This window comes from Bacillus sp. 275 (assembly GCF_001999205.1).
Lineage (GTDB): Bacteria > Bacillota > Bacilli > Bacillales > Bacillaceae > Bacillus > Bacillus velezensis.
This window is the reverse complement of the sequence record NZ_CP019626.1, coordinates 471906-495543: the sequence shown is the minus strand read 5'-3', so window position 1 is coordinate 495543 and position 23638 is coordinate 471906. Positions and strand designations below refer to the sequence as shown.

Below are 23638 nucleotides of genomic sequence, written 5' to 3'. Positions count from 1 at the left end.
TTGTCACAACAATCCATCCAAAAAGTGTTAGTAGCAAACAGGGGAGAAATTGCGATCCGGATTTTCCGGGCGTGCACAGAATTGAACATCAGAACGGTAGCCGTTTATTCAAAAGAAGATTCGGGCTCCTATCATCGCTATAAAGCGGATGAAGCTTATCTAGTGGGAGAAGGCAAAAAACCGATTGACGCGTATCTTGATATTGAAGGGATTATTGAGATCGCAAAAAGAAACGGCGTAGATGCCATTCATCCGGGCTACGGATTTCTCTCTGAAAATATCCAATTTGCGAGACGCTGTGAAGAAGAGGGCATCGTATTTATCGGACCGACGTCAGCGCATTTGGATATGTTCGGAGATAAGGTAAAGGCGAGGGAGCAGGCAGAAAAAGCCGGCATCCCTGTTATTCCGGGGAGTGACGGACCGGCTGAAACATTAAAAGATGTCGAACAATTCGCAAAAGTCCACGGATTTCCGTTTATTATTAAAGCATCGCTCGGAGGCGGAGGGCGCGGAATGAGAATCGTCCGAAGCGAAAGCGAATTGAAAGAATCGTTTGAGCGGGCCAAATCAGAAGCGAAAGCCGCATTCGGAAACGATGAAGTGTATGTTGAAAAACTGATCGAAAATCCTAAGCATATTGAAGTTCAGGTGATCGGAGATAATGAAGGCAATGTCGTCCATCTGTATGAGCGGGACTGTTCCGTTCAGAGACGCCATCAAAAAGTCATTGAGGTGGCGCCGAGTGTATCTTTGCAGCCTGAATTAAGGGACGAAATCTGTCAAGCGGCTGTGGCGCTTGCGAAAAATGTCGGCTATATCAACGCGGGGACCGTGGAATTTCTCGTAGCGGGCGGTGAATTTTACTTTATTGAAGTGAACCCGCGCGTGCAAGTGGAGCATACGATTACGGAAATGATAACGGGGGTTGATATCGTTCAGACGCAAATCCTCGTCGCGCAGGGCCACGGACTGCACAGCCGTGCCGTCAATATCCCTGAGCAGAAAGACATTTTTACAAACGGGTATGCGATACAATCACGTGTGACCACTGAAGATCCGCTGAATGACTTTATGCCTGACACGGGTAAAATTATGGCTTACCGCTCAGGCGGCGGCTTCGGCGTCCGCCTTGATACGGGAAACAGCTTCCAGGGCGCCGTCATCACGCCTTATTATGATTCACTGCTCGTCAAGCTGTCGACATGGGCGCTGACGTTTGAACAAGCATCAGCGAAAATGGTCCGCAACCTGCAGGAATTCAGGATCAGGGGCATTAAGACCAATATTCCGTTTCTTGAAAACGTGGCAAAGCATGAAAAATTCCTGACGGGCCAATATGACACATCGTTTATCGACACAACGCCTGAGCTGTTTGTTTTCCCAAAACAGAAGGACCGCGGAACAAAAATGCTTTCCTATATCGGCAATGTCACGGTGAACGGTTTTCCGGGAATCGGGAAAAAAGAAAAACCTGCATTTGATAAGCCTCAGACCGTTACGTTAGGTATCGGGGAAAAGCCGGCAAGCGGTACGAAACAGATCCTTGATGAAAGAGGCGCTGAGGGGCTTGCAGACTGGGTGAAAGAGCAAAAATCCGTGCTCCTGACCGATACAACGTTCAGGGATGCCCATCAGTCCCTGCTTGCAACCCGGATCAGATCCAATGATTTGAAAAAAATCGCGAATCCGACGGCTGCCCTGTGGCCTGAACTGTTCAGCCTTGAAATGTGGGGAGGCGCGACATTTGATGTAGCGTACCGTTTCTTAAAAGAAGACCCTTGGAAACGCCTTGAAGATCTTCGCAAGGAAGTGCCGAACACATTGTTCCAGATGCTGCTTCGTTCATCAAATGCCGTCGGTTATACAAACTATCCGGACAATGTCATCCAAAAATTTGTCCGGCAGTCAGCGGAGTCAGGTATTGACGTATTCCGGATCTTTGACAGCCTGAACTGGGTAAAAGGGATGACGCTGGCCATCGATGCCGTCCGTGAAACCGGAAAAGTGGCGGAGGCTGCGATTTGTTACACGGGAGATATTCTTGATAAGACCCGGACGAAATATGATTTGAAATATTATCTTTCTATGGCGAAAGAGCTTGAGGCGTCTGGCGCGCACATTCTCGGTATTAAAGACATGGCCGGTCTTTTGAAACCTCAAGCCGCATACGAACTTATCTCAGCGCTGAAGGAAACGATTGATATTCCCGTTCATCTTCACACGCATGATACGAGCGGCAATGGCGTCTTTCTCTATGCCAAAGCTGTTGAAGCGGGTGTGGACATCGTGGATGTCGCCGTCAGCTCAATGGCGGGTCTGACTTCACAGCCGAGTGCAAGCGGATTTTATCATGCGCTTGAAGGAAACAGCCGCCGTCCTGAAATGGATGTCCGGCAGGTGGAAAGACTGTCGCAATACTGGGAATCCGTCCGTCAATATTACAGTGAATTTGAAAGCGGGATGAAGTCTCCGCATACTGAGATTTATAATCATGAAATGCCGGGCGGCCAGTACAGCAATCTGCAGCAGCAGGCAAAAGGAGTCGGCCTCGGTGATCGCTGGAATGAGGTGAAAGACATGTACAGCGTCGTCAACCGCATGTTCGGCGACGTCGTGAAAGTAACACCTTCTTCCAAAGTCGTCGGAGATATGGCGCTTTACATGGTGCAAAACAATTTAACAGAACAAGATGTTTATGATAAAGGCGAAACGCTTGATTTTCCGGATTCAGTCGTAGAGCTCTTTAAAGGACAGATCGGCCAGCCGCACGGCGGATTTCCGGAAAAACTGCAAAAGCTCGTTCTGAAAGGACAGACGCCGATCACGGTAAGACCGGGTGAGCTGCTTGAACCGGTATCTTTTGAAGGGATTAAAGAAGAATGGAAAGAAACACATCAGATGGAATTGAGTGATCAGGACGCAATCGCGTATGCTCTTTATCCGAAGGTGTTTACTGAATATGTTAAAACGGCGGAACGCTTCGGTGATATTTCCGTATTGGACACACCGACTTTCTTCTACGGCATGACACTCGGTGAAGAAATCGAAGTGGAAATCGAGCGCGGAAAAACGCTGATTGTGAAGCTTGTATCTATCGGTGAACCGCAGCCAGATGCGACACGTGTCGTTTATTTCGAATTGAACGGCCAGCCGCGCGAGGTGGTCATTAAAGATGAAAGCATTAAATCGTCCGTACAGGAAAAATTAAAAGCTGATCGGACAAACCCAAGCCACATTGCGGCATCCATGCCGGGAACCGTCATTAAATTGTTAACGGAAACCGGGGCAAAGGTGAATAAAGGCGATCATCTGATGATTAATGAAGCGATGAAAATGGAGACGACGGTACAGGCGCCGTTCTCCGGGACGATACAGCAGATTCATGTGAAAAACGGTGAACCGATTCAGACAGGCGATTTACTGATCGAAATTGAAAAAGCGTAAAAAATGAACATGAAAAAACCTGATCCTCCCCCGTGTGCGATCAGGTTTTTTATATGTAAAAAGGCCGAAGCTCTGATGCTTCGGCCTTTTCATGTGCCTCAGATGTTCCGCTGTTTTGATTCATAGCGGAAGCGGGCGATTAATAATAAGAAATAGCATAAGACGCCGAACAGGCCGGCAATAAAGAGCGAATGGGCAAGTGCAAAGCCGGTGGCCATTTCTGAATAAACAACCATGATTCCGGAGAACGCCTGTAATACAACAAAGGCAAGAGCCGCTATCCAGCCCCCAAGAATCTGTTTTTGGTCTTTGTAGGAGCGCACCGCATGTGCAAAAGCGACAAGAATCCATACGAACAGAAGCAGCGCTGCCGTTCTGTGGCCCATCTGCACCCATTCCTGAAAATGGGACGGAAGCCCGTGATTCAGCCTGCTGCAAAGCGGAACGTCAGGGCAGGCAAGGCTTGATTTCGTATGGCGCACATAAGCCCCCGTATAAACGACGATATACGTGTAAATCGAAAGGCCGATCATATGAAACTGCATTTTTCTGCCGATTCTGAGCGGCTTGACGAGCTTTTTGTCTGATTTATCAGCTTCAAATATGAGCAGCGTCAAAATCAGAACAGAAGCGAAAGAAATCAGCGATATGCCGAAATGAAGCGCCATAACGAGCGCATTTGATCCGAAAACAACCGCTAATGCGCCGAGAAGCGCCTGTAAAAATAAAAAGATAATGGACATAATGGCGAGAAAGGTTGTTTCACGGAAAACAGGCGTGATTTTTCTCCATGCCCAAAAAGCGAGACTCAGCACGAGAACGATTGAGACACCGCTTGCGAGTCTGTGGCTCCATTCAATGATAGAAGCGGCGTTAAGCTCCGGGAAAAACCGGCCGTGGCAAAGCGGCCACTGCCTTCCGCATCCGAGACCCGATCCTGTCTTTGTGACAAGAGCGCCGCCGATCAGCACGACGAGCATAACGAATGTCGTCAGCACGCCGAGCACTTTCAAAGCTTTATTCATTTTACATTCACCTTCTTAACAAACTGGACAAAATGATATACGTACCAAGTGTAAGCGAATATGTGTTTTGTGGCAATTCTCAATTCTGTTTGTTCACAAAAATATAATAGAATCAGGACTTCTTAGATAATGGGGTTGATTATTCCAGATGGGTCTGATAGAAATAAAGTAACCGCTTTATTATGAAACCGGCGGATTTGGTAAAATTCATAAAAAGTTCACAAATAAATTCCTGTTTCTCGTTTAATATTTAAGAGGATGTTTTTTTACAGGTCATTATCTTGTATGATAGAGTTGCAGGTCTTAAAAAACCTGCTTTAGGTTTGTAAGGGAGGTTTACGTTATGGCTAATTCCAGAATTTTAAACGATACAGCTATAGACGGACAGATTGAAGAGACGACGGCATGGAAGGATTTCCTTTCGCTTATCAAAATAGGAATCGTCAATTCGAATTTAATTACGACTTTTACCGGCATGTGGCTTGCGTTACATATATCCGGTCTGAGTTTTTTAGGCAATTTAAACACCGTGCTTCTTACATTAATAGGATCTTCTTTGATCATCGCCGGTTCTTGTGCGGTTAACAACTATTACGACCGTGATATCGATCATTTAATGGAACGCACGAAAGTAAGGCCGACGGTAACCGGAAAGATTCAGCCGAATCAAGCGCTGTGGTCAGGAATTTTACTCATTGCTTTAGGACTTATCATGCTTTTGATGACCACCGTGATGGCAGCAGTCATCGGTTTTATCGGCGTGTTTACGTACGTTGTTCTTTATACAATGTGGACGAAACGCCGTTATACGATTAATACGGTTGTCGGAAGTGTATCAGGCGCCGTGCCGCCGTTAATCGGCTGGACAGCGGTTGAAGGGCACATCGGTGTTGTCGCGTGGGTTTTATTCATGATTTTATTCATCTGGCAGATTCCGCACTTTTTAGCGCTTGCGATTAAGAAGACGGAAGATTACAGAGCAGCGAATATTCCGATGCTTCCGGTAGTGCACGGCTTTGAAGTGACGAAAAGACAGATTATCGTCTGGGTCGCATGCCTGCTGCCGCTTCCGTTTTTCCTCGGCAGTCTCGGTCTTCCGATCGTCATTCTCGGCACTTTGCTGAATGTCGGATGGCTTGTTCTCGGACTGATGGGATTCCGTATGAAAAACATCATGAAGTGGGCAACTCTTATGTTTGTCTATTCGCTTAATTACATGACCATTTATTTTGTAGCGATGGTGGTCTTTACGCTGTTTTAATTGAATAATGAGCTTGTTTGATCGCCAAAACAAACAATGACAACTAGTAAACGCCGCCTTGACCTTTTGTTTAATCAGGCGGCTTTGCTTTTATACATAGATGGAATTTTAAGTAAAAAATCTCATATTTTAAGAAATGAGGAAAAGAAGTATTTCGGCTGGAAGCAGATTTACTGCTTGTGCATCTCGTACTGATTCAAAAAAGGGGTTGGGTGAAATGTTAAAGCGTTGGCGTCTTTTATCATTATTAGCCTTAGTGCCGCTTTTATTGAGCGGCTGTGGAAAACCGTTTCTGTCCACACTCAAGCCTGCCGGCGAAGTGGCTGATAAACAATATGATCTGACGGTGCTCAGCACACTTATCATGGTTGTCGTCGTTGCGGTCGTAGCAGTTATTTTCTTTTACGTCATTGTGAGATTCAGACGGTCGCGTATAGGGGAAGACACGATACCGAAACAGGTGGAGGGGAACCGTTTTTTAGAAATCACTTGGACCGTTATTCCGATCTTGCTTCTGATTATTCTTGTCATTCCGGTTGTCATCGACACATTGGCGCTGGCGGATACGTCGCCGATGGATAAGAAAAACCGTAAAGCAGAGGATGCGCTCGTGATTAATGTAAGGGCGAATTTATACTGGTGGGAATTCGAGTATCCTGATTACGGGTTTGTGACAAGTCAGGAGCTGATTGTTCCCACAGATGAACGCGTCTATTTCAAGCTGAAGTCCTCAGATGTGAAACACTCTTTCTGGATTCCGTCAGCCGGGGGGAAAATCGATACGAATACGGATAATGATAATACTTTCTTTCTGACCTTCGATTCTAAACGCAGCAAAGAAGCGGGAGAATATTTCTTCGGGAAATGCGCAGAGCTGTGCGGACCTTCACATGCGCTGATGGATTTCAAAGTGAAGCCGCTGCCGTCAAAAGAATTTAAACAATGGACGAAAGCGATGAAAAATTATAAGCATACAACAGATTCCGGTTTAGCCGCGCAAGGAGAAGAGCTGTTTAAGGAAAAAAACTGCCTGAGCTGTCATGCGGTTGAGCCCAATGATAAACGGGCTGAAGCGGCAAGAACGGCTCCGAACCTCGCTACCTTCGGTGAACGGGTCAAAGTGGCCGGCATTAAGGATGCGAATAAAGAGAATATAAAAGCCTGGCTGAAAAATCCGGACAGCATTAAACCGGGCAATAAAATGACAGGCACTTATCCGAAGCTCTCGGACGCTGAAACGGATGCGCTGTATGAATATTTAAAAGGGCTGAAAGCGGAGAACAAGTGAGGACAGGGAGATATCAGGGGGGAGGTCGTAAATGATGAATACGCTTACAGGACAGCAAAGAAAAAGCTCTTTGCTTTGGGATTATTTGACGACGGTTGACCATAAGAAAATCGCGATTTTATATATGATCGCCGGGGGATTTTTCTTCGTCGTCGGCGGACTTGAGGCCATGCTTATCAGGATTCAGCTCTTGAGGCCGGGGAACGATTTTATGGGTGCTCAGCAGTTTAATGAAATTATGACGATGCACGGCACGACAATGATCTTCCTGGCGGCGATGCCGCTGTTATTCGGGCTGATGAACGCGGTTGTGCCGCTGCAGATCGGGGCGCGTGACGTTTCATTCCCATTTTTGAATGCGCTCGGATTTTGGCTGTTTTTCTTCGGAGGCATCTTTTTGAATCTGAGCTGGTTTTTAGGAGGCGCTCCTGATGCAGGATGGACGTCGTACGCGTCGCTTGCGCTGAATTCGAAAGGGCACGGCATAGACTTTTTCGTGCTCGGCCTGCAAATATCAGGCTTAGGTACGCTCATTGCGGGGATCAACTTTCTCGCCACGATTATTAATATGAGGGCGCCGGGTTTGACGTATATGAGACTGCCGCTGTTTACGTGGACGACATTTGTGGCGTCGGCACTCATTTTATTCGCATTTCCTCCGCTCACTGTCGGTTTGGCGCTGATGATGCTGGATCGTTTGTTCGGAACGAATTTCTTTAATCCTGAATTGGGCGGCAATACGATAATCTGGGAGCATCTGTTTTGGATTTTCGGGCATCCGGAAGTATACATTTTAATTCTTCCAGCCTTTGGGATTTTTTCAGAAATCATTCCCGTATTTGCGAGGAAACGTCTGTTCGGTTATTCGTCTATGGTCTTTGCGATCGTGCTGATCGGCTTTCTTGGGTTCATGGTTTGGGTTCACCATATGTTTACGACGGGACTCGGACCGATCGCTAATGCGATATTTGCGGTTGCGACGATGGCGATCGCGGTGCCTACCGGCATTAAAATTTTCAACTGGCTTTTGACCATCTGGGGAGGAAACGTCAAATTCACGACGCCTATGCTGTATGCCGTCGCCTTTATTCCTTCTTTCGTACTCGGAGGAGTCACGGGTGTCATGCTGGCGGCCGCAGCGGCAGATTATCAGTTCCACGATACGTATTTTGTCGTAGCGCATTTCCACTATGTCATTATCGGCGGCGTTGTGTTCGGCATCCTGGCGGGCGTGCATTTCTGGTGGCCGAAAATGTTCGGGAAGGTGCTTCATGAAACGATGGGGAAAATTTCGTTCGTCTTATTTTTTATCGGGTTTCATCTTACCTTCTTCATTCAGCATTTCCTCGGTTTGATGGGAATGCCGCGGCGCGTTTACACATATCTGCCCGGCCAGGGGCTTGATACCGGCAACCTGATCAGTTCAATCGGCGCGTTTTTCATGGCAGGCGCGGCTGCTTTACTCGTCGTCAATATTATTTATACCTCAATAAAGGGGAAATACGTCGGGAACGACCCGTGGCTGGACGGTCGTACGCTTGAATGGGCGGTCTCTTCGCCGCCGCCGGAATATAATTTTAAACAGCTTCCGTTTGTCCGGGGACTTGACCCGCTGTGGATTGAAAAGCAGGCCGGAAATGAAGGGATGGCGCCTGCAGAGCCTGTAGAGGACATTCATATGCCGAACGGCTCCATCATGCCGTTTATCATATCTTTCGGGCTGTTTGTCGCAGCGTTCGGGTTTTTATACCACTCCGATTATTCATGGGGGCTTCCGGTTATCTTCATAGGGCTCGGCATCACATTCTTTACCATGCTGCTTCGCTCTGTGGTCGATGATTACGGCTATCATATTCACAAAGAAGATCTGCCGAATGATGATAAAGGGGTGAAGGCGTAATGCAGCTGCAGGAAAAAATGACGGCTGAAACCTTTCCGGCTTCTCCTGAAAAAGCAACGCTGGAGGGGAAAAATAAGTTTTTGGGATTTTGGCTGTTTCTCGGCGGGGAAACGGTTCTGTTCGCCTCGCTATTTGCAACATTCCTTGCTTTACGGGAATCTAAAGCCGGAGGGCCGTCAACGGCTGAGATGTTTGAGCTGCCAATCGTATTTATCGCGACGATGCTTCTTTTAACGAGCAGCTTAACGAGTGTGTATGCGATGTATCATATGAAAAATTTCTCCTTTAAAAAAATGCAGGTGTGGCTTTTGGTTACCGTTTTATTGGGAGCAGGATTTTTAGGGGTGGAAATCTATGAATTTATGCATTACACTCACGAATTCGGCTTTACCATTACAAGCTCTGCGCTCGGCTCAGCGTTTTACACGCTCGTCGGCACACACGGAGCACACGTGGCGTTCGGGCTGTTGTGGATCAGCGCGCTGATGATCCGGAATGCAAAAAGAGGGCTCAGCCTTTATAATGCGCCGAAATATTATGTGGCCAGCTTATATTGGCATTTTATCGATGTCGTGTGGGTCTTTATCTTTACCGTTGTATATTTGATGGGGATGGTGGGATAACGATGGACGATAACAAAAACAGAGGGACTGTCAGTACGGATCTCGAATATCGAAAAAAGAAAAATGCCGAGGAGATGAAATATCAGGTCATATCCTTCGGTTTGATGATCGGCCTTACGCTTGTCGCGTTTTTGACGGTGGCTGCTGACGGCATTGCCGGATGGTTTACGATGCCGTTTCTGATCCTGCTTGCGGTCATCCAGGTCATCTTTCAGCTGTTTTACTTTATGCATATGAGCCAGAAGGGGCATGAAGCGCCGTCATTATTTCTGTATTCGGGAATATTTGTCGCGTTTATCACCGTGCTTGCATTTGTCACGATTATTTGGTGGTAATCGGGGCGGCGGGGAGTGAGAGATTTGATTAATTTGGAAATGTTCGGGTTTCGCGCAATGTGGAGCCCGTATCTGTTTTGTATAACTGCCGTGATAACAGGTGTTTACTTTTACTGGTGCAGCCGGCATAAAGGACGTGTGGCCGCTAAGGAGAAGGTGCTGTTTGTGCTTTCCGCGCTGTTTTTTTACGCGGCTGCGGGAAGTCCGGTTGATTTATTGGGCCATGTGATGTTCAGCGCCCATATGGCGCAGATGGCGGTTCTGTTTTTAGTCGTACCGCCGCTGTTGATTTCCGGAATTCCCGGCTGGGCATGGAAAAAACTGATCTTCCGTCCTGTCGTAAAGCCGCTGTTTTCGTTCTTTTCAATGCCGCTTATCGCATTAGTGCTGTTTAACGGTATTTTTTCACTGTATCACATCCCGTTTATATTTGATTTCGTCAAAACGGATTCGCTGTATCACACGCTGATGAACGGACTCATCTTTGTAACGGCGTTTTTTATGTGGTGGCCGCTTGTGCATAAGGTGGACGGTCTGCCCCGTCTCAGCGGTTTAATGAAGCTGGGGTATATTATGGCAGACGGGATTCTGTTAACGCCGGCCTGCGCGCTCATTATGTTCAGCGGGGCGCCCATGTATGCCACGTATACAGATCCGGCGGCTTGGGCTGAAGCAATGAAGCTTTGCGTTCCTTTAGATTTGCTGGAGGAGATCCCTTTATCCGGGCCGGAGATGTTTAACACGCTGCCTCCTTTGGAAGATCAGCAGCTTGGGGCAGTACTGATGAAAATCATTCAAGAAGCGGTCTACGGAACATATTTGGCTGTCATCTTTTTTCAGTGGGTCAGAACGGAACGGGAAAAAGATACGCTGTCAGAGCCGCCGTATATCGAGCATACCGTCTCATGAAAAAAAGTACAGCAGAATATGCTGTACTTTTTTATTACATTTGCACTGTTTTTAATGACTCTTCCAATTCAAGCAGTAAAGCTTTGCTTTCAGCGACGACATGTTCCGGAAATTCTTCAGCGCTGCCGTATTCTACGCCGTGCGGATAATAATGCTTTCCTAAAAGAGGGGCCTTCAGCTGAATCACGGCCCGGCTGCCGCCGACATCGCCCTCTTTTGCCGTTCCTTGAATCCGCAGATAAAATGTCCCCTCAGGTACTGAAAACTTTTTGTCGTAAGTCACTCTTTCATAATCCCATTGTCCAGCCAGAATGAGCCCTTTACCTTCCATCAGATCATTCAAGCGGCTGAGCTCCGCTGTTACCCCTTCAAGACCGCTGTTTTCAAACTTCAAACCTTCCCCCTCCTTTTAAAAATGCCCTTTCCTGACAATCATAGTATGAAAGCGTTACACTTTCAATGATTCATACGGTGAAAGTATGCAAAAAGAAAAATTTGACGACAATAGTAGCAGAAAAAAGGAGGAATTCCGCAATGACAAAGATCAATAAGCTCATGACGTCAGACTTGCAATATTGTACAGTATTAGATAATGTATATGAAGCTGCGGTGAAGATGAAAGACGCAGATGTCGGCGCCATTCCGATAGTGGATGAAGACGGCGCCACACTTGTCGGGATCGTGACAGACAGAGATCTCGTATTACGGGGAATTGCTTCAAAAAAGCCGAACTCTCAAAAAATAACCGACGCAATGACAGAGCGGGTTATCAGTGCAGAAGAAGACGCCTCTGTGGAGGAGGTGCTCCATTTGATGGCTGAACATCAGCTCAGAAGAATTCCCGTCACAAAGGATAAAAAACTGGTCGGCATTGTTACGCTCGGCGATCTTTCGTTGGCCGAGCAATCAAATGAGCAAGCAGGCCGAGTGCTGTCTGACATTTCTGAAGACGGCGGTCCGGAGGGGTTTATCCATTAAACATAAATCACGGACGATGCAAATAGGCTGTACTGTATAAGAGTAAACAAAAACAGAACGGTTTGAACATATGGGGGTGAGAGGTTGAAAAATATCGCAAGGGCTCTCGTTATCCTTTTGCTTATTTACGGAGCGTATGTTCTGTTTATACAATATGGATCGGCTCCTCAGAAAAAGACGGATCAGGAGGAGCCTCAGGTTTCCAATGAAGAAGAGAGCGGAAAACGGCTGAAAATGCCGTCATCCGGACTGCTTTCTCTCATGGGGAAATCTGCCGCCGATGTGAAAAAGAAACTTGGGGAACCGTCCCGGAAAGATCCTTCTGCCTACGATTACGAGTGGTGGGTGTACAACCAGGGGAAAGACCAATACGTACAAGTCGGTATTTTGAATGATAAAGCCGTGACTTTATACGCTTCGGGAAGCGGCATCAACGCAAAACCGTTTAAGATCGGCGAATCGACGGGCGAAGTTTTTAAAACGACGCAGGTTTCTCCTTTTGTCAATGTGACTGATAAGGGAAACACGTATCGGTTCGAATTTTCTGAAGAAGATATCAATACCCGTCCCACCGTTAAGATAGGCGGAATGTATGTTCAGCTGTACATGGACAAATTTGACGGGAATCTGTCAAGCATCAGGGCATTTGATGCGGAAACACTTGTGAAACAAAGGCCGTATGAAGTCATGTACAGAGGAAAGCTGACAGAACCCGAGCCTGTTTCTGATAAAAAATGGAACGATATTGAACGAGCGAGTGAACAGCAGATTCTCGATATTACAAATGTCATCCGCGTGAAACACGGACTTGCAAGGCTGAAATGGGACGAAGGCGCCGCAAAAGTGGCATTCGGTCACAGCAAGGACATGAAGGATAACAAGTATTTCTCTCACGTCTCAAAGAAATACGGGACTCTGAAGGACCGCTTGGAAAAAGGCGATGTGAAATACCGGGAGGCCGGTGAAAATATTGCCTACAACTATGTGGACGGTCCTGCAGCCGTGGAGGGCTGGCTGAACAGCGAAGGCCACAGAAAGGCGCTGTTAAGCCCGGATTATACGCACCTCGGTGTCGGCGTTGATCAGAAGTATTATACGCAAAACTTCATTAAGCCTTGGCAGTAAAAAACCGCAGAGGGGCGCGTCCCCCGCGGTTTTTTTATGTTTTTTCGCGAGCGGCGCTCCTGTTGAAAAAAATATACCTGCTTTTTTTCGCAATTTAGGCGAACATTAAGGCGCATGAACCGATACATTATAGCAGGCAAAACTTTTCGGAGGGGGTGAGAATTGTGGCGAATCAGCAATCACGGCAATCAATCGATGATTTTAAACAATTCGTAAAAAAGCATCCCAAACTGATCCAAAATGTTCGCAAGGAACAAAGAAGCTGGCAGGAAGTCTATGAAAACTGGGTTCTTCTGGGCGAGGATGATCCGATATGGGACCCTTTTAAAGACGAGGCCGTTCAGCCTTCTTCCGACGCGGAAACCAAACAGGAACCAGCTGAAAAAAACGATTTCGTTTCAAAAATGGTCACTGCCGTCAAAAAGATGGATATCAACCAAATGAATGAGCAGATCAATAAAATGAGCCAATCCATTTCATCATTGCAAAGCCTTTTAAGCCAATTTTCGGGGAGCAGCACGAAGCAGCCCCGGCAAGGCTCCGGACAACATCCTTTTTCGTTCAGAAAGGATTAAAGAAGGGGATCGTGTATGCGAAAAGAGGTTCAGGAATTCATATCCGCAGATGAGGAACGGAAACGGTTTATACGGCAGCGCCCCGTCTGGTACCGCAGACTTGCGAGAAAACCGGACGATCTCAATTCCTTTCAGCTTGACATGATGAATTTTTATGAAAAGACGATACCTCATCGGGTAAGCCAATTCTCAAACGGGATTCAAATGGCGCAGATGATGATGCAGATGGTTCACGCCATGCGTTCACAGGATTAAAAAGCGTTTAAACGCCGCATTTTCCAATTGGGTGGTTTCATGGTAAACTAGCAACTGGAGGTGCGTATTTATGTATGCAACAATTGAGTCCGTCAAGCTTCAAAGTGAAGCGGAGCAGCTTGCCGGCATGATTCTGCAGTCTGAGACGGCTGAAAATTACCGCGATTGTTACAAGCGTCTCCGTGAAGATGAAGAGGCAGGGCGGATCATTCGTTCTTTTATGAGCGTTAAAGAGCAGTATGAGGATGTGCAGCGCTTTGGCAAATACCATCCTGATTATAGAGAGATTTCCCGCAAAATGAGAGAAATGAAGCGGGAACTGGATTTAAACGATAAGGTGGCCGAATTTAAAAAAGCGGAGACTGAGCTTCAGTCGCTGCTTGACGAGATCAGCATTGAACTCGGAACGGCCGTCTCGGAGCATGTAAAAGTGCCGACGGGGAATCCTTATTTTGACGGCCTGTCATCCTGCGGCGGCGGGTGCGGTTCCGGCGGCGGCTGCGGATGCAAAGTTTCCTGACGAGACGGCCGTCTCGTCTTTTACATAAAATGAACAGAAAGTCAGGCGGGTGATCATGATGGAAAATAAGCGCCAAGGCATAATCGTATATCTGCATTCCTTAAAACACAGCAAAATGCTGAGAAAATTCGGCAACGTTCATTATGTTTCCAAGCGGCTGAAATACGTTGTGCTGTATTGCGATATGGACCTAATCGAAAAAACAATGGAAAAGATTTCTTCTTATTCTTATGTGAAGAAGGTAGAGCCTTCTTATAAACCTTTTTTAAAGCTGGAATTTGAATCAAAGCTTGATAAGGCGAAAGAGTACGATTATAAAGTCGGCATATAAAAAAATCCCCGCAGATACCTGCGGGGTCCTTCTATTCCTTAACAAGTTAAGGAGAAGGAAAAGGGAGAGGAGAAACCGGAGGAAGAACTTATGGGGAAACGTAAGTCTTCTCCGCGGTTGGCAACAACATCATTCATTGATGCTGTTACACGTAGTCTTGACAGGAATGTGAATATGTATACACGATTTCACGTTCATTGTTTGAAAGAATGCTTTATGATAAGATAGGGATTGTTTTGATACATAACGGCTCAGCCGATGAGTAACATCAAAGTTTTCAGAAAAAGTGGTGTGAATAATGAGAGTAATTTCCGGTTCAAGAAAAGGACGAGCCTTAAAGGCTGTGCCGGGCACATCAACAAGGCCGACGACGGATAAAGTAAAAGAGTCTATTTTTAATATGATCGGCCCGTATTTTGACGGAGGAACGGGGCTGGATTTGTTTGCGGGGAGCGGCGGTCTCGGGATTGAAGCGCTGTCGCGCGGATTTGACCGCTGTATCTTTGTGGATCGTGATTTCAAAGCCATCCAAACGGTAAAAGCGAATATCAAAGCGCTTGATCTGCTGTCTTCAGCGGAAGTATACCGCAATGATGCAGAGCGGGCCCTCTATGCCGCGGCGAAACGGGAAAAAGGTTTTGACGGAATTTTCTTAGATCCTCCGTATAAGGAACAAAAGCTGAAAGCGCTTATCGAAATGATTGATGAGCAGAACATGCTGAATGAAGACGGTTTTGTCGTAGCCGAGCATGATAAAGCCGTTGCGCTTCCTGAAGCCGTCGGCGCGCTTTCTGTAACAAGAAGGGAAATTTACGGGCTTACAGGAGTGACGATATACCGAAATAGGGGGTAATGATGTGGCAAGTATAGCTGTATGTCCCGGAAGTTTTGATCCCGTTACCTACGGACATCTGGACATTATCAGACGGGGGGCAAATGTGTTTGAGCAGGTGTACGTATGCGTGCTCAATAATTCTTCTAAGCAGCCGCTGTTTACAGTTGAGGAACGATGTGAGCTGTTAAGAGAAGTGACAAAAGACATACCGAATGTTACGGTCGAGACGTCACAGGGACTGTTAATCGACTATGCGAAAAAAAAGCGGGCGAAGGCGATTATCAGGGGGCTCAGAGCTGTTTCTGACTTCGAATATGAGATGCAGGGGACATCCGTCAACCGCGTGCTCGACGAATCAATAGAAACTTTTTTTATGATGACGAACAATCAGTACTCTTTTTTAAGTTCAAGCATCGTAAAAGAAGTCGCAAAATATAACGGGCCTGTTTCAGAGTTTGTTCCTCCGGAAGTTGAACAGGCGCTGATGCAGAAATTTAAAGGATGAGAAGCGCTGATTGGCGTCTCATCCTTTTTTTGTCCGTGCTGACAGCCTGTAACAATAAATCAATGCGTATACGGCGAGAGCTGTCAGCGTGATGGCGGGACCGGTTTCAACAAGTGTATTCCATCCGCTGACGGCAGCAGATACCGCTTCCTGATCGCGGAAAGGGAGGAATACGGACTGGTAAGGTTCGTCCAATGCAAGGTAAAGCGGCTTCCACAGTAAGAGAATAAAGAGTGCGGCATAAATGCCCTGAAGGATACGCGCCGCGAAAAACGGTTTAAAGCGGATATCTGTTTCCGATAAAATGCCGGCTACCTGGGCCTGTACGGAAAGGCCGCTGAACCCGAGAATAAAACTCACAATCATGGCTTTCGGCAGCAAGGCGGCATCAGCTTCACTGGCCAGCTTGCTCCCAAGTGTAATTTCAAACATTCCGCTGATAAGAGGGATGTCCAGATTTGCCGGAAGATGAAAAAGCGAAAGCAGCGCGTTTGTAAATACAGAAAGCACATCCATGACTTGTACGATTGATAATAACCGGCTGAAAACCGAAAACAATATAATAAAACCGCCCACCATCAGCAAGGTTTGTACAGAAGAGGTGACGGCGTCGCCCAAAATTTTTCCGAGCGGCCGCTTTTCCGAAAGCCGCGCCTTGTGGAGGGCCAGAAATGCTTCCTTCAGAGAAGGGAGAGCGATCGTCTTTTTACCGGTATACGCCGCTTCTTCTTTCCGTCCGTATGAACGCATCGTCAGGCCGACGGCGATGTTTCCGAGATAGTGAGCCGATGCCAGCAGAATGCCGAGAGACGCGTTATGAAAAAAGCCGACTGCCACAGCCGCAAATATAAATAACGGATTGGATGAATTGGTAAAAGAGACGAGGCGTTCAGCCTCTACTCTGGAGATTTGTTTATCCTGGCGCAGCCGTGCAGTCAGCTTCGCGCCGGCCGGATTGCCTGAAGCCATGCCCATAGCCAGTACAAATCCGCCGACCCCCGGCACTCTGAAAATGGGACGCATAAAGGGTTCGAGTAAAAGGCCGACAAATTTGACAATGCCGAATCCGATTAAAAGCTCAGATAGAATAAAAAACGGAAGCAATGAAGGAAAAACGACCTCCCACCACATGGAAAGACCGGTTTTGGAGGCTTCGAATGAGGCCTGAGGGTGTGAAATAACCGTCGCCGTCAAAAAAATGAAAAACAATGAAATCAAAAATGTATGAAACTTAGACAAATTCATTCTTACCTCCCCGATGCTAAAATTGCACACTGACATTTATATCATGATAAAATATAGAACAGACCTTAAAGGCGGCCGGGCAAGTACCTATTTGTCATCCTGTACTAATATACGAGCATAGGGGTTCAATTTAGACCATAGAATTCATGTATAGGATGTCTATTAGGGGGTTCGTCGCGTTGGCCAAACCTACAATCGGGTTAGCGTTAGGTTCGGGAGGGGCAAGAGGCATCGCTCATCTCGGAGTGTTATCCAGTTTACATAAGCATCAGATTCCAATTGATATGATTGCCGGCAGCAGCATGGGAGCGTTAGTCGGGAGCTTTTATGCGGCCGGGCATGACGTGGCCACGATGAAAAAAGTCGCTAAAGCATTTAAGCGGCGGCTGTACGCGGATTATACGATGCCGAAGCTCGGATTTTTAAAAGGAGACCGCATCAGGCAGCTCGTTCATGCCTATACGTACGGCAAGCCGATAGAAGAACTGCGGATCCCGCTCGGCATCGTGGCCTGCGACCTTCAGACCGGCGAAAAACTCGTTTTTACGAAAGGTTCAGTGTCCGAAGCCGTCCGCGCGAGCATCAGCATACCGGGCGTTTTCGTCCCGCAAAAAATGAACGGACGTATGTTAGTCGACGGCGCGGTGGTCGACAGAATCCCGGTTTCCGCCGTAAAAGATATGGGTGCTGATATCGTCATCGCCTCTGACGTATCCCGGGTGAAAAAAACGGAAAAGGCGGCACATATTTTTGATGTAATCATGCAAAGTATGGATATACTGCAAAATGAATTGGTCCGTCACCAGACCATTGCCGCAGACGTCATGATCCGCCCTTCTCTTGAATCATTCAGCTCAAGTTCTTTTGCCAACATTGATCATATGATCACAGCGGGCGAAGAAGCCGCAGACCGGATGATCGGCCGGATTAAACAAGAAATAGAGAACTGGGAGGGCTAACTCATATGAAAGCAAAACATTTTCGCTGGGTGTTTATCATCCTGATCTTATTAATCGCTGTTACATTTATTAAGCTTCCGTATTACATCACACAGCCGGGAGAAGCATCAGAGCTGAGACCGCTGATTAAGGTGGACGGAGGCTATCCTGAAAAAGGAAGCCTTTCCTTGATGACTGTCAAAGTAGGCCCCGCCAATCCGTATACATATCTTTGGGCGAAAGTGCATCCTTACGAAGAAATCGTCCCTGATGAAAGCATAAAAGAAGAGGGCGAATCGGACTCGGATTATATGAAGCGCCAGCTGCAAATGATGAAAAGCTCCCAAGAAAACGCGGTCATTGCCGCTTATCAAAAAGCCGGGAAACAGGTAAAATACTCATTTAACGGCATTTATGCCAGTTCAGTCGTCTCTGACATGCCGGCAAAAGGAAAAATAGAGGTCGGTGATAAAATTATCAGCGCGGACGGGAAAACATACGAATCCGCTGAAAAGCTGATTGATTATATCAGCAGCAAAAAAGCGGGGGAAAAAGTAACGTTTCACATTGAACGGGACACGAAAGAAAAGACCGTTGACATTGTGCTGAAATCATTCCCGGACGACCCGAAAAGAGCGGGAATCGGTGTCGCATTATATACGGACCGGAACGTGAAAGTGAAGCCGGATCTTCATTTCAGCATTGAAAACATCGGCGGGCCTTCTGCGGGTCTCATGATGTCTTTAGAAATTTATAACCAGCTGACAAAACCTGACGAAACAAAAGGCTATAATATAGCCGGGACGGGGACAATCGACGTGGACGGCAAAGTCGGACCGATCGGCGGAATCGATCAGAAAGTCGTCGCCGCAGACAAAGCGGGAAAAGATATTTTCTTTGCGCCGAATCAAAACGGAGCTGAAAATTCTGATTACAAAAATGCGGTAAAAACGGCGAAAGCAATCAAGTCCGATATGAAGATCGTCCCTGTCGACACCATGCAGGACGCACTTGACTATTTGGATCAGCTGAAAGTAAAAAGCACCTGATACAGACAGGTGCTTTTTTTACGCATTCAAAAAACGCTTTTCGTCTTCATCATAGCGGATCGGCGCTTGTGAAAATTCCTGTTTCTCAAACAATGTGCGTTCAGGTTCGTTTATCGGCAGGCTGTAAACCCGTCCCGCCAGTATGTCCAGATCCAGAGCGGGATGAGAGAAAGAAGAGAGCTTGCTGACGAGAGGTGCGGTAAGCTCTTTTTTCTTTGCCGACAGGTACGCCTGTCCTTTTTTCGTCATTCCGAGAAGACGGATATAAGGAGCGCTTGAAGGCTTTAAGAGACGATGCATGTCTTCTTTTTTCGTCCGTGTCAGAATGTGCGTGTTCATCCGCTGCAGCCTCGTCCACGTGTATCGTTTTGTTTTCAATCGTTCCATCATTTCGCGATAGGATCGGGCTTGTCTGATGGTGCGCAGAATTCTGTGCTCAAGGCCTTCTTCCACTTCATAGATTCGGCTCAATTCTTCAGCGGAAAGAGTGCTGAGGCTGTATTTTACATATGAAAAATAGTCTTCCGTGCTGTGCCATATGCCGTATGAATTTCTGTATGCCTCCAGCTCACGCGCAGACGCTTCCGGGAGAAAGTTCCTTGCGGCCGCCGTTCCTTTTTCTATCAGCGCTTTCCGGATGCTTGTTGCGCTGGCTATCCGGCTGTTATCTCCGGGAAGCTCGGCGTCATGATACTGGGAAGCGATTCTGGCTGTCGTATAAGGCTTCATAGCGGAACAGGAGGCGTGTATCGCTCTAACGTAGTGAAAACCGAGAATATTGTTCGGCTTGGACAAATCGAGCATGTCCCGCCCTTTGAATATGTGTGAAAAAGCTTTTGAGGCGGCGGCCGGATAGCTGAGACCCTTTTTCAGCTCCTCTTTCAGAATCAGGCTGCAGTCATCTTCCTTTCGGCTGAACGCTTCAGACGCTTCAATAAAGGGTTCGATCCGCCCGTTTTCGCTGCCGAAAAACAAGCTGCTGCATCCTAAATGATGAAGAAGCGAAACGCTGCCGCGCGCGAATAATTCCGCTTTTTGTACGGCATATATATAAGGGAGCTCAATGACGATATCCACGCCGTTCTCCAGCGCCATTTTTGTCCGGCCCCACTTTGAGACGGCGGCCGGTTCCCCGCGCTGCAAAAAAGGGCCGCTCATCACCGCCGCCGCGACGCTGCTGTCCGTTTTGATTTTTGCTTGTTCCGCATGATAGCGGTGTCCGTTATGAAAGGGATTATATTCAACAACCAGGCCGACTGCTTTCATATTTGTCCCGCCTTTCTTGCTATGTTTTGCTTCGTGTGGTACATTTGCAAATGAAGTGCATATTTTAGTCCGTTTCGTTTAGTGTATGCATAGCCTATCCGGCTGTCAACGATTGCATGACGGCGGCATTATGCTGTAAAGAAAAAATATTGACAAAAACATTCTGAAAAGCTATAATCATGTTTGTTGCTTTCCTGAGGTGATACAAATGAAATGGACGATTTATCAGCTTCATCAAATGGCGAAAAAGAGCTTTGAATTAGATGAAACAGTTGAGTTAAATGAGCTGACAAAATTGAATTCTGACATCCGCCGCATTTCTCCCGTCCGGGTGAAGGGCCGCGCGGAGATTGAATCCAAGCAAGTTTCGTTTGACTTTACGATTTCAGGCGAAATGGTTTTGCCGTGCTCAAGAACTTTAGTTGATGTGCCGTATCCATTTACAATCGCGACAAAAGAACTGTTTAGATTTCATAAGTCGGATGATATAGAAGATGAGGACGTTCATTTTGCTGAAGACGATACCGTCGACTTAACTCCGATCATAAAAGAAGAGATTCTTTTAGAAATTCCTATGCAAGTCTTTTGTGAAACTGAACAAAAAGAAGGAGCCGCTCCCCAAGTGGGGAAGGATTGGCAAGTGATTTCTGAGGAAGACAAGAAAAATCAAATCGACCCCAGACTTGCGGATCTGAAAAAGCTCTTAACACAAGATGATGAATCTTAACTCTTTAAGGAGGTGGGAATAATGGCTGTACCTTTTAGAAGAACTTCTAAAATGAAAAAAAGATTGCGCCGTACACATTTCAAACTAAATGTACCTGGTATGACAGAATGCCCGTCATGCGGAGAGATGAAATTGTCTCACCGTGTATGTAAAGCATGCGGATCATACAACGGCAAAGACATAAATGTTAAAAGCAATTAATGTATGAAGAAAAGCGCGGGAATCTCGGTTCCTGCGCTTTTCTTTTTTTTGCCCCTCCGGCCTGCTTCCACCGAAAAAATTGTAAGCCCCAGTAGTCTATCTAATCTATCAGCGGCATATGTATGAGGTAAATGAGCAAATATGGAGGGAGATACGATTGACGATAACGAGACAAGACGCGTGGACGCAAGATGAAGATTTGCTGCTGGCCGAAGTGGTGCTCAGGCATATTCGGGAAGGCGGGACCCAGCTTTCCGCTTTTGAAGAAGTCGGCAGAGCGCTGACGAGAACGGCTGCCGCCTGCGGGTTCAGATGGAATTCTTATGTCAGAAAACAATATCAGTCAGGGATAGAACTGGCGAAAAAACAGCGGAAGGAATTAAGAAAGCAGATCGGGGTGCATTCCGCCAATCTGCCGGGAACCGTTAAACAGCCTCCGATCCGCAGGGCGGAAGGAGAAAAAGAGCTGTCCATTGATGATGTCATTTTGTTTCTGCAGCAATTTAAAGAGTCGCCAGCCGCAGCGGATGTGCTTCATGAAAAAGAAAAACTCACAGAACAGCTGACCGCGCTGCAAAAAGAAGTCGAGGATCTGCGTGAGGAAAATGAAAGCTTGAGAAACAAGCTGGAGATGACGGAAGAAGATTATAAAGCGTTAATTGACATTATGGACAGAGCGAGAAGGATGGTCAATTCAAAAGAAGACGACAGAAAATCGGCGCAGAGCCTGTAAAATGAACCGGCCTGGGGGCGGCGGCCCGGCCGGTTTTTTATTATGCCGTTTCTCCGGATGTCATTTCACCGTCCATATCGGGATGCCAGATATAAGGATTTTCTCCTTTATCACGCGCCATATCATATTTAACGGGCTCAAAATTCATCTTATCCCAGAAATCTGCTGATTTCATGCGTGAATTTGTCCTGATCGGCATTCTGAAGGATTTTGCAAAATCAACAAGCGCTTTTCCGTATCCGTTGTTTTGATAGCCCGGAAGAACCTCAAGCTTCCAAAGTTCCAAAAAGTCCTGACGCTGATCAAAATACGGATTCGCGCCTCCGTTTACCTGATATAAACTCATTCTCGCCACTAGTTTATCTCCGAAGTAAATCCCGTAAAAAGGCGAGGTGCTGTCATTTTCAATGATATTATCCTGAAGATCTTCAAGCATCGACAGCTCCTGCATCCCGTATTCCTTAAACCTTTTAAATTCTTCGAGTGTCTTAAAGTTGATGAGCAGTCGCTCTATTTTCAACACAAACTCCCCCTTTGTTGTGTTCTACCATTATTGTAAACGCTTTAATTGAAAATTCCAACTATAATATGCTTGCCAGTCTTTTTGCTCAAAACGAAATTGAAGTAATTTGCGGCGGCTTCTGCTATGATAATATGGAAAAATGCAGATATAGGGTGTGACAGTGTGAAAATCGGAATTATCGGCGGCGGAGCGGTAGGCCTTTTATGTGCTTACTACTTATCGTCCCGCCATCAGGTAACGGTCATTACGCGGCGGACGGAGCAGGCTGATGCGATTAACTCAGGCGGTATACGGCTTTTGAAAGACGGAATAGAATGTACGGCGGCATGCAGAGCGCAAACCGGCCTCACTTCCGGATTCGACCTCTTAATCGCAGCCGTTAAACAGCACCAGCTAAGTGCTGTGTTGCGGGATCTTGAGACGATAAAAGGGACGAATGTGCTGTTTTTGCAAAACGGCATGGGACACATACACGACATTAAAGATTGGCATACGGATCATTCGCTTTATGTCGGCACTGTTGAGCACGGAGCAAAAAAGATATCAGATCATGCCGTTGAACATACGGGAGCGGGAGCCGTAAGATGGAGTGTATTCAGCGCATCCCGGCCGGAAACGCTCAAAAGCATCTTTTCCGGCATGCACCGGGATTTTCCTGTATATGATGAAAACGACTGGTATCGGCTGTTAACGGGAAAACTGATCATAAATGTATGCATCAACCCGTTAACTGCATTGCTGCGCGTGAAAAACGGAGAGCTGTTAAGAAATGACGCTTACAAAAAATATATGAGAAACGTGTTTGAAGAAGCGGAGACAATACTTGGCCTCGCCGATAGAGAAAAAGCGTGGAACAAAGTTTGCGAAGTTTGCAGACTGACGGAAAAAAATCATTCTTCCATGCTCGTCGATATCATGGCAGGCAGGCGGACAGAGGCCGATGCGATTATCGGCTACCTTGTAAAAGAAGCGGAAAGCCGCGGATTGCCGGCCGTTCATCTCCCGTTTTTACACCGCAGCATAAAAGCGTTAGAAAGAAACTGA

26 protein-coding genes are annotated in these 23638 nt (G+C 46.8%); 21 read left to right on the top strand and 5 right to left on the bottom strand.

Annotated elements, in window-relative coordinates; all coding sequences use genetic code 11:
• Positions 1–3447 (top strand): pyruvate carboxylase, encoded by a 3447-nt coding sequence (gene pyc, locus BZ167_RS01970; RefSeq protein WP_061861435.1) that lies wholly within the window; start codon positions 1–3, stop codon positions 3445–3447.
• 98 nt (positions 3448–3545) lie between these two features.
• Here pyc and ctaA read toward each other — a convergent pair whose 3' ends face one another.
• Positions 3546–4472, bottom strand: a complete 927-nt coding sequence (ctaA, locus tag BZ167_RS01965) for a heme A synthase CtaA (protein WP_060675420.1) — start codon at positions 4470–4472, stop codon at positions 3546–3548.
• Positions 4473–4815: 343 nt separating this feature from the next.
• On the opposite strand from ctaA, the gene cyoE reads away from it, so the two are divergent.
• The 6 genes from cyoE (at position 4816) to ctaG (ending at position 10788) form a co-directional block, all read left to right on the top strand.
• Entirely contained in the window at positions 4816–5733 is a 918-nt protein-coding gene (gene cyoE / locus BZ167_RS01960) for a heme o synthase (protein ID WP_003154486.1), read from the top strand.
• Positions 5734–5950: 217 nt separating this feature from the next.
• A complete protein-coding gene (gene coxB, locus BZ167_RS01955; protein ID WP_003154484.1) occupies positions 5951–7021 on the top strand; it encodes a cytochrome c oxidase subunit II in 1071 nt (356 codons plus the stop codon).
• 31 nt (positions 7022–7052) lie between these two features.
• Complete coding sequence (ctaD, locus tag BZ167_RS01950; protein ID WP_007611227.1) at positions 7053–8921, top strand: cytochrome c oxidase subunit I; 1869 nt, start codon at positions 7053–7055, stop codon at positions 8919–8921.
• Complete coding sequence (ctaE, locus tag BZ167_RS01945; RefSeq protein ID WP_003154482.1) at positions 8921–9544, top strand: cytochrome c oxidase subunit III; 624 nt, start codon at positions 8921–8923, stop codon at positions 9542–9544. Before ctaD ends, ctaE begins: the two co-directional genes overlap by 1 nt.
• A gap of 2 nt (positions 9545–9546) precedes the next feature.
• Positions 9547–9879: a cytochrome c oxidase subunit IVB gene (gene ctaF, locus BZ167_RS01940; RefSeq protein WP_007409686.1), complete on the top strand. Its 333-nt coding sequence runs from the start codon at positions 9547–9549 to the stop codon at positions 9877–9879.
• A 24-nt stretch (positions 9880–9903) separates the two neighbouring features.
• Positions 9904–10788 carry a cytochrome c oxidase assembly factor CtaG gene (ctaG, locus tag BZ167_RS01935; protein WP_021493723.1) on the top strand — a complete coding sequence of 295 codons (885 nt, stop codon included), beginning with the start codon at positions 9904–9906 and terminating at the stop codon, positions 10786–10788.
• A 34-nt stretch (positions 10789–10822) separates the two neighbouring features.
• Here the strand turns inward: ctaG and BZ167_RS01930 are convergent, their stop codons facing one another.
• Positions 10823–11182 (bottom strand): YugN family protein, encoded by a 360-nt coding sequence (locus BZ167_RS01930; protein ID WP_007409688.1) that lies wholly within the window; start codon positions 11180–11182, stop codon positions 10823–10825.
• Positions 11183–11322: 140 nt separating this feature from the next.
• On the opposite strand from BZ167_RS01930, the gene BZ167_RS01925 reads away from it, so the two are divergent.
• The 8 genes from BZ167_RS01925 (at position 11323) to coaD (ending at position 15912) form a co-directional block, all read left to right on the top strand.
• The gene (locus tag BZ167_RS01925; protein WP_017417724.1) at positions 11323–11766 is read left to right on the top strand and encodes a CBS domain-containing protein; all 444 of its coding nucleotides are present in this window, start codon (positions 11323–11325) and stop codon (positions 11764–11766) included.
• Between the two features lie 84 nt (positions 11767–11850).
• Positions 11851–12891 (top strand): CAP domain-containing protein, encoded by a 1041-nt coding sequence (locus BZ167_RS01920; RefSeq protein ID WP_007409690.1) that lies wholly within the window; start codon positions 11851–11853, stop codon positions 12889–12891.
• Positions 12892–13055: 164 nt separating this feature from the next.
• Entirely contained in the window at positions 13056–13466 is a 411-nt protein-coding gene (locus BZ167_RS01915) for a YlbD family protein (RefSeq protein WP_007409691.1), read from the top strand.
• A gap of 15 nt (positions 13467–13481) precedes the next feature.
• Positions 13482–13721 carry a YlbE-like family protein gene (locus BZ167_RS01910; RefSeq protein ID WP_003154475.1) on the top strand — a complete coding sequence of 80 codons (240 nt, stop codon included), beginning with the start codon at positions 13482–13484 and terminating at the stop codon, positions 13719–13721.
• 70 nt (positions 13722–13791) lie between these two features.
• Positions 13792–14241: a regulatory iron-sulfur-containing complex subunit RicF gene (locus BZ167_RS01905; protein ID WP_003154472.1), complete on the top strand. Its 450-nt coding sequence runs from the start codon at positions 13792–13794 to the stop codon at positions 14239–14241.
• A gap of 58 nt (positions 14242–14299) precedes the next feature.
• Positions 14300–14572, top strand: coding sequence for a YlbG family protein (locus tag BZ167_RS01900; RefSeq protein ID WP_003154470.1), 273 nt, complete (start codon positions 14300–14302; stop codon positions 14570–14572).
• 298 nt (positions 14573–14870) lie between these two features.
• The gene (gene rsmD / locus BZ167_RS01895) at positions 14871–15425 is read left to right on the top strand and encodes a 16S rRNA (guanine(966)-N(2))-methyltransferase RsmD (RefSeq protein WP_007409693.1); all 555 of its coding nucleotides are present in this window, start codon (positions 14871–14873) and stop codon (positions 15423–15425) included.
• A 4-nt stretch (positions 15426–15429) separates the two neighbouring features.
• Complete coding sequence (coaD, locus tag BZ167_RS01890) at positions 15430–15912, top strand: pantetheine-phosphate adenylyltransferase (protein ID WP_007409694.1); 483 nt, start codon at positions 15430–15432, stop codon at positions 15910–15912.
• 18 nt (positions 15913–15930) lie between these two features.
• Here the strand turns inward: coaD and ylbJ are convergent, their stop codons facing one another.
• Positions 15931–17157: a sporulation integral membrane protein YlbJ gene (ylbJ, locus tag BZ167_RS01885; protein WP_015417416.1), complete on the bottom strand. Its 1227-nt coding sequence runs from the start codon at positions 17155–17157 to the stop codon at positions 15931–15933.
• Between the two features lie 179 nt (positions 17158–17336).
• Here ylbJ and BZ167_RS01880 point away from each other — a divergent pair, with 179 nt between their 5' ends.
• Positions 17337–18116 (top strand): patatin family protein, encoded by a 780-nt coding sequence (locus tag BZ167_RS01880; RefSeq protein ID WP_007409696.1) that lies wholly within the window; start codon positions 17337–17339, stop codon positions 18114–18116.
• A 5-nt stretch (positions 18117–18121) separates the two neighbouring features.
• Complete coding sequence (locus tag BZ167_RS01875; RefSeq protein ID WP_007409697.1) at positions 18122–19144, top strand: SepM family pheromone-processing serine protease; 1023 nt, start codon at positions 18122–18124, stop codon at positions 19142–19144.
• A gap of 18 nt (positions 19145–19162) precedes the next feature.
• Here BZ167_RS01875 and BZ167_RS01870 read toward each other — a convergent pair whose 3' ends face one another.
• A complete protein-coding gene (locus BZ167_RS01870) occupies positions 19163–20410 on the bottom strand; it encodes a nucleotidyltransferase (protein WP_015417417.1) in 1248 nt (415 codons plus the stop codon).
• Positions 20411–20618: 208 nt separating this feature from the next.
• On the opposite strand from BZ167_RS01870, the gene BZ167_RS01865 reads away from it, so the two are divergent.
• The 3 genes from BZ167_RS01865 (at position 20619) to gerR (ending at position 22071) form a co-directional block, all read left to right on the top strand.
• Positions 20619–21137: a YceD family protein gene (locus BZ167_RS01865; protein ID WP_077391919.1), complete on the top strand. Its 519-nt coding sequence runs from the start codon at positions 20619–20621 to the stop codon at positions 21135–21137.
• A 21-nt stretch (positions 21138–21158) separates the two neighbouring features.
• Positions 21159–21338 (top strand): 50S ribosomal protein L32, encoded by a 180-nt coding sequence (gene rpmF, locus BZ167_RS01860; protein WP_003154457.1) that lies wholly within the window; start codon positions 21159–21161, stop codon positions 21336–21338.
• A 157-nt stretch (positions 21339–21495) separates the two neighbouring features.
• Positions 21496–22071, top strand: coding sequence for a sporulation-specific transcriptional regulator GerR (gerR, locus tag BZ167_RS01855; RefSeq protein ID WP_039063041.1), 576 nt, complete (start codon positions 21496–21498; stop codon positions 22069–22071).
• A gap of 40 nt (positions 22072–22111) precedes the next feature.
• Here the strand turns inward: gerR and BZ167_RS01850 are convergent, their stop codons facing one another.
• Positions 22112–22594 (bottom strand): N-acetyltransferase, encoded by a 483-nt coding sequence (locus tag BZ167_RS01850; protein ID WP_007611262.1) that lies wholly within the window; start codon positions 22592–22594, stop codon positions 22112–22114.
• A 162-nt stretch (positions 22595–22756) separates the two neighbouring features.
• Here BZ167_RS01850 and BZ167_RS01845 point away from each other — a divergent pair, with 162 nt between their 5' ends.
• Positions 22757–23638 (top strand): 2-dehydropantoate 2-reductase, encoded by an 882-nt coding sequence (locus tag BZ167_RS01845; RefSeq protein WP_053104352.1) that lies wholly within the window; start codon positions 22757–22759, stop codon positions 23636–23638.

What these genes read in the sequence shown, in the direction of transcription:
- ctaA (WP_060675420.1), bottom strand. Translation starts at nt 4,472, where the DNA reads ATGAATAAAGCTTTGAAAGTGCTCGGCGTGCTGACGACATTCGTTATG.
- cyoE (WP_003154486.1), top strand. Translation starts at nt 4,816, where the DNA reads ATGGCTAATTCCAGAATTTTAAACGATACAGCTATAGACGGACAGATT.
- coxB (WP_003154484.1), top strand. Translation starts at nt 5,951, where the DNA reads ATGTTAAAGCGTTGGCGTCTTTTATCATTATTAGCCTTAGTGCCGCTT.
- ctaD (WP_007611227.1), top strand. Translation starts at nt 7,053, where the DNA reads ATGATGAATACGCTTACAGGACAGCAAAGAAAAAGCTCTTTGCTTTGG.
- ctaE (WP_003154482.1), top strand. Translation starts at nt 8,921, where the DNA reads ATGCAGCTGCAGGAAAAAATGACGGCTGAAACCTTTCCGGCTTCTCCT.
- ctaF (WP_007409686.1), top strand. Translation starts at nt 9,547, where the DNA reads ATGGACGATAACAAAAACAGAGGGACTGTCAGTACGGATCTCGAATAT.
- BZ167_RS01925 (WP_017417724.1), top strand. Translation starts at nt 11,323, where the DNA reads ATGACAAAGATCAATAAGCTCATGACGTCAGACTTGCAATATTGTACA.
- BZ167_RS01910 (WP_003154475.1), top strand. Translation starts at nt 13,482, where the DNA reads ATGCGAAAAGAGGTTCAGGAATTCATATCCGCAGATGAGGAACGGAAA.
- BZ167_RS01905 (WP_003154472.1), top strand. Translation starts at nt 13,792, where the DNA reads ATGTATGCAACAATTGAGTCCGTCAAGCTTCAAAGTGAAGCGGAGCAG.
- BZ167_RS01900 (WP_003154470.1), top strand. Translation starts at nt 14,300, where the DNA reads ATGGAAAATAAGCGCCAAGGCATAATCGTATATCTGCATTCCTTAAAA.
- rsmD (WP_007409693.1), top strand. Translation starts at nt 14,871, where the DNA reads ATGAGAGTAATTTCCGGTTCAAGAAAAGGACGAGCCTTAAAGGCTGTG.
- ylbJ (WP_015417416.1), bottom strand. Translation starts at nt 17,157, where the DNA reads ATGAATTTGTCTAAGTTTCATACATTTTTGATTTCATTGTTTTTCATT.
- BZ167_RS01875 (WP_007409697.1), top strand. Translation starts at nt 18,122, where the DNA reads ATGAAAGCAAAACATTTTCGCTGGGTGTTTATCATCCTGATCTTATTA.
- BZ167_RS01870 (WP_015417417.1), bottom strand. Translation starts at nt 20,410, where the DNA reads ATGAAAGCAGTCGGCCTGGTTGTTGAATATAATCCCTTTCATAACGGA.
- BZ167_RS01865 (WP_077391919.1), top strand. Translation starts at nt 20,619, where the DNA reads ATGAAATGGACGATTTATCAGCTTCATCAAATGGCGAAAAAGAGCTTT.
- rpmF (WP_003154457.1), top strand. Translation starts at nt 21,159, where the DNA reads ATGGCTGTACCTTTTAGAAGAACTTCTAAAATGAAAAAAAGATTGCGC.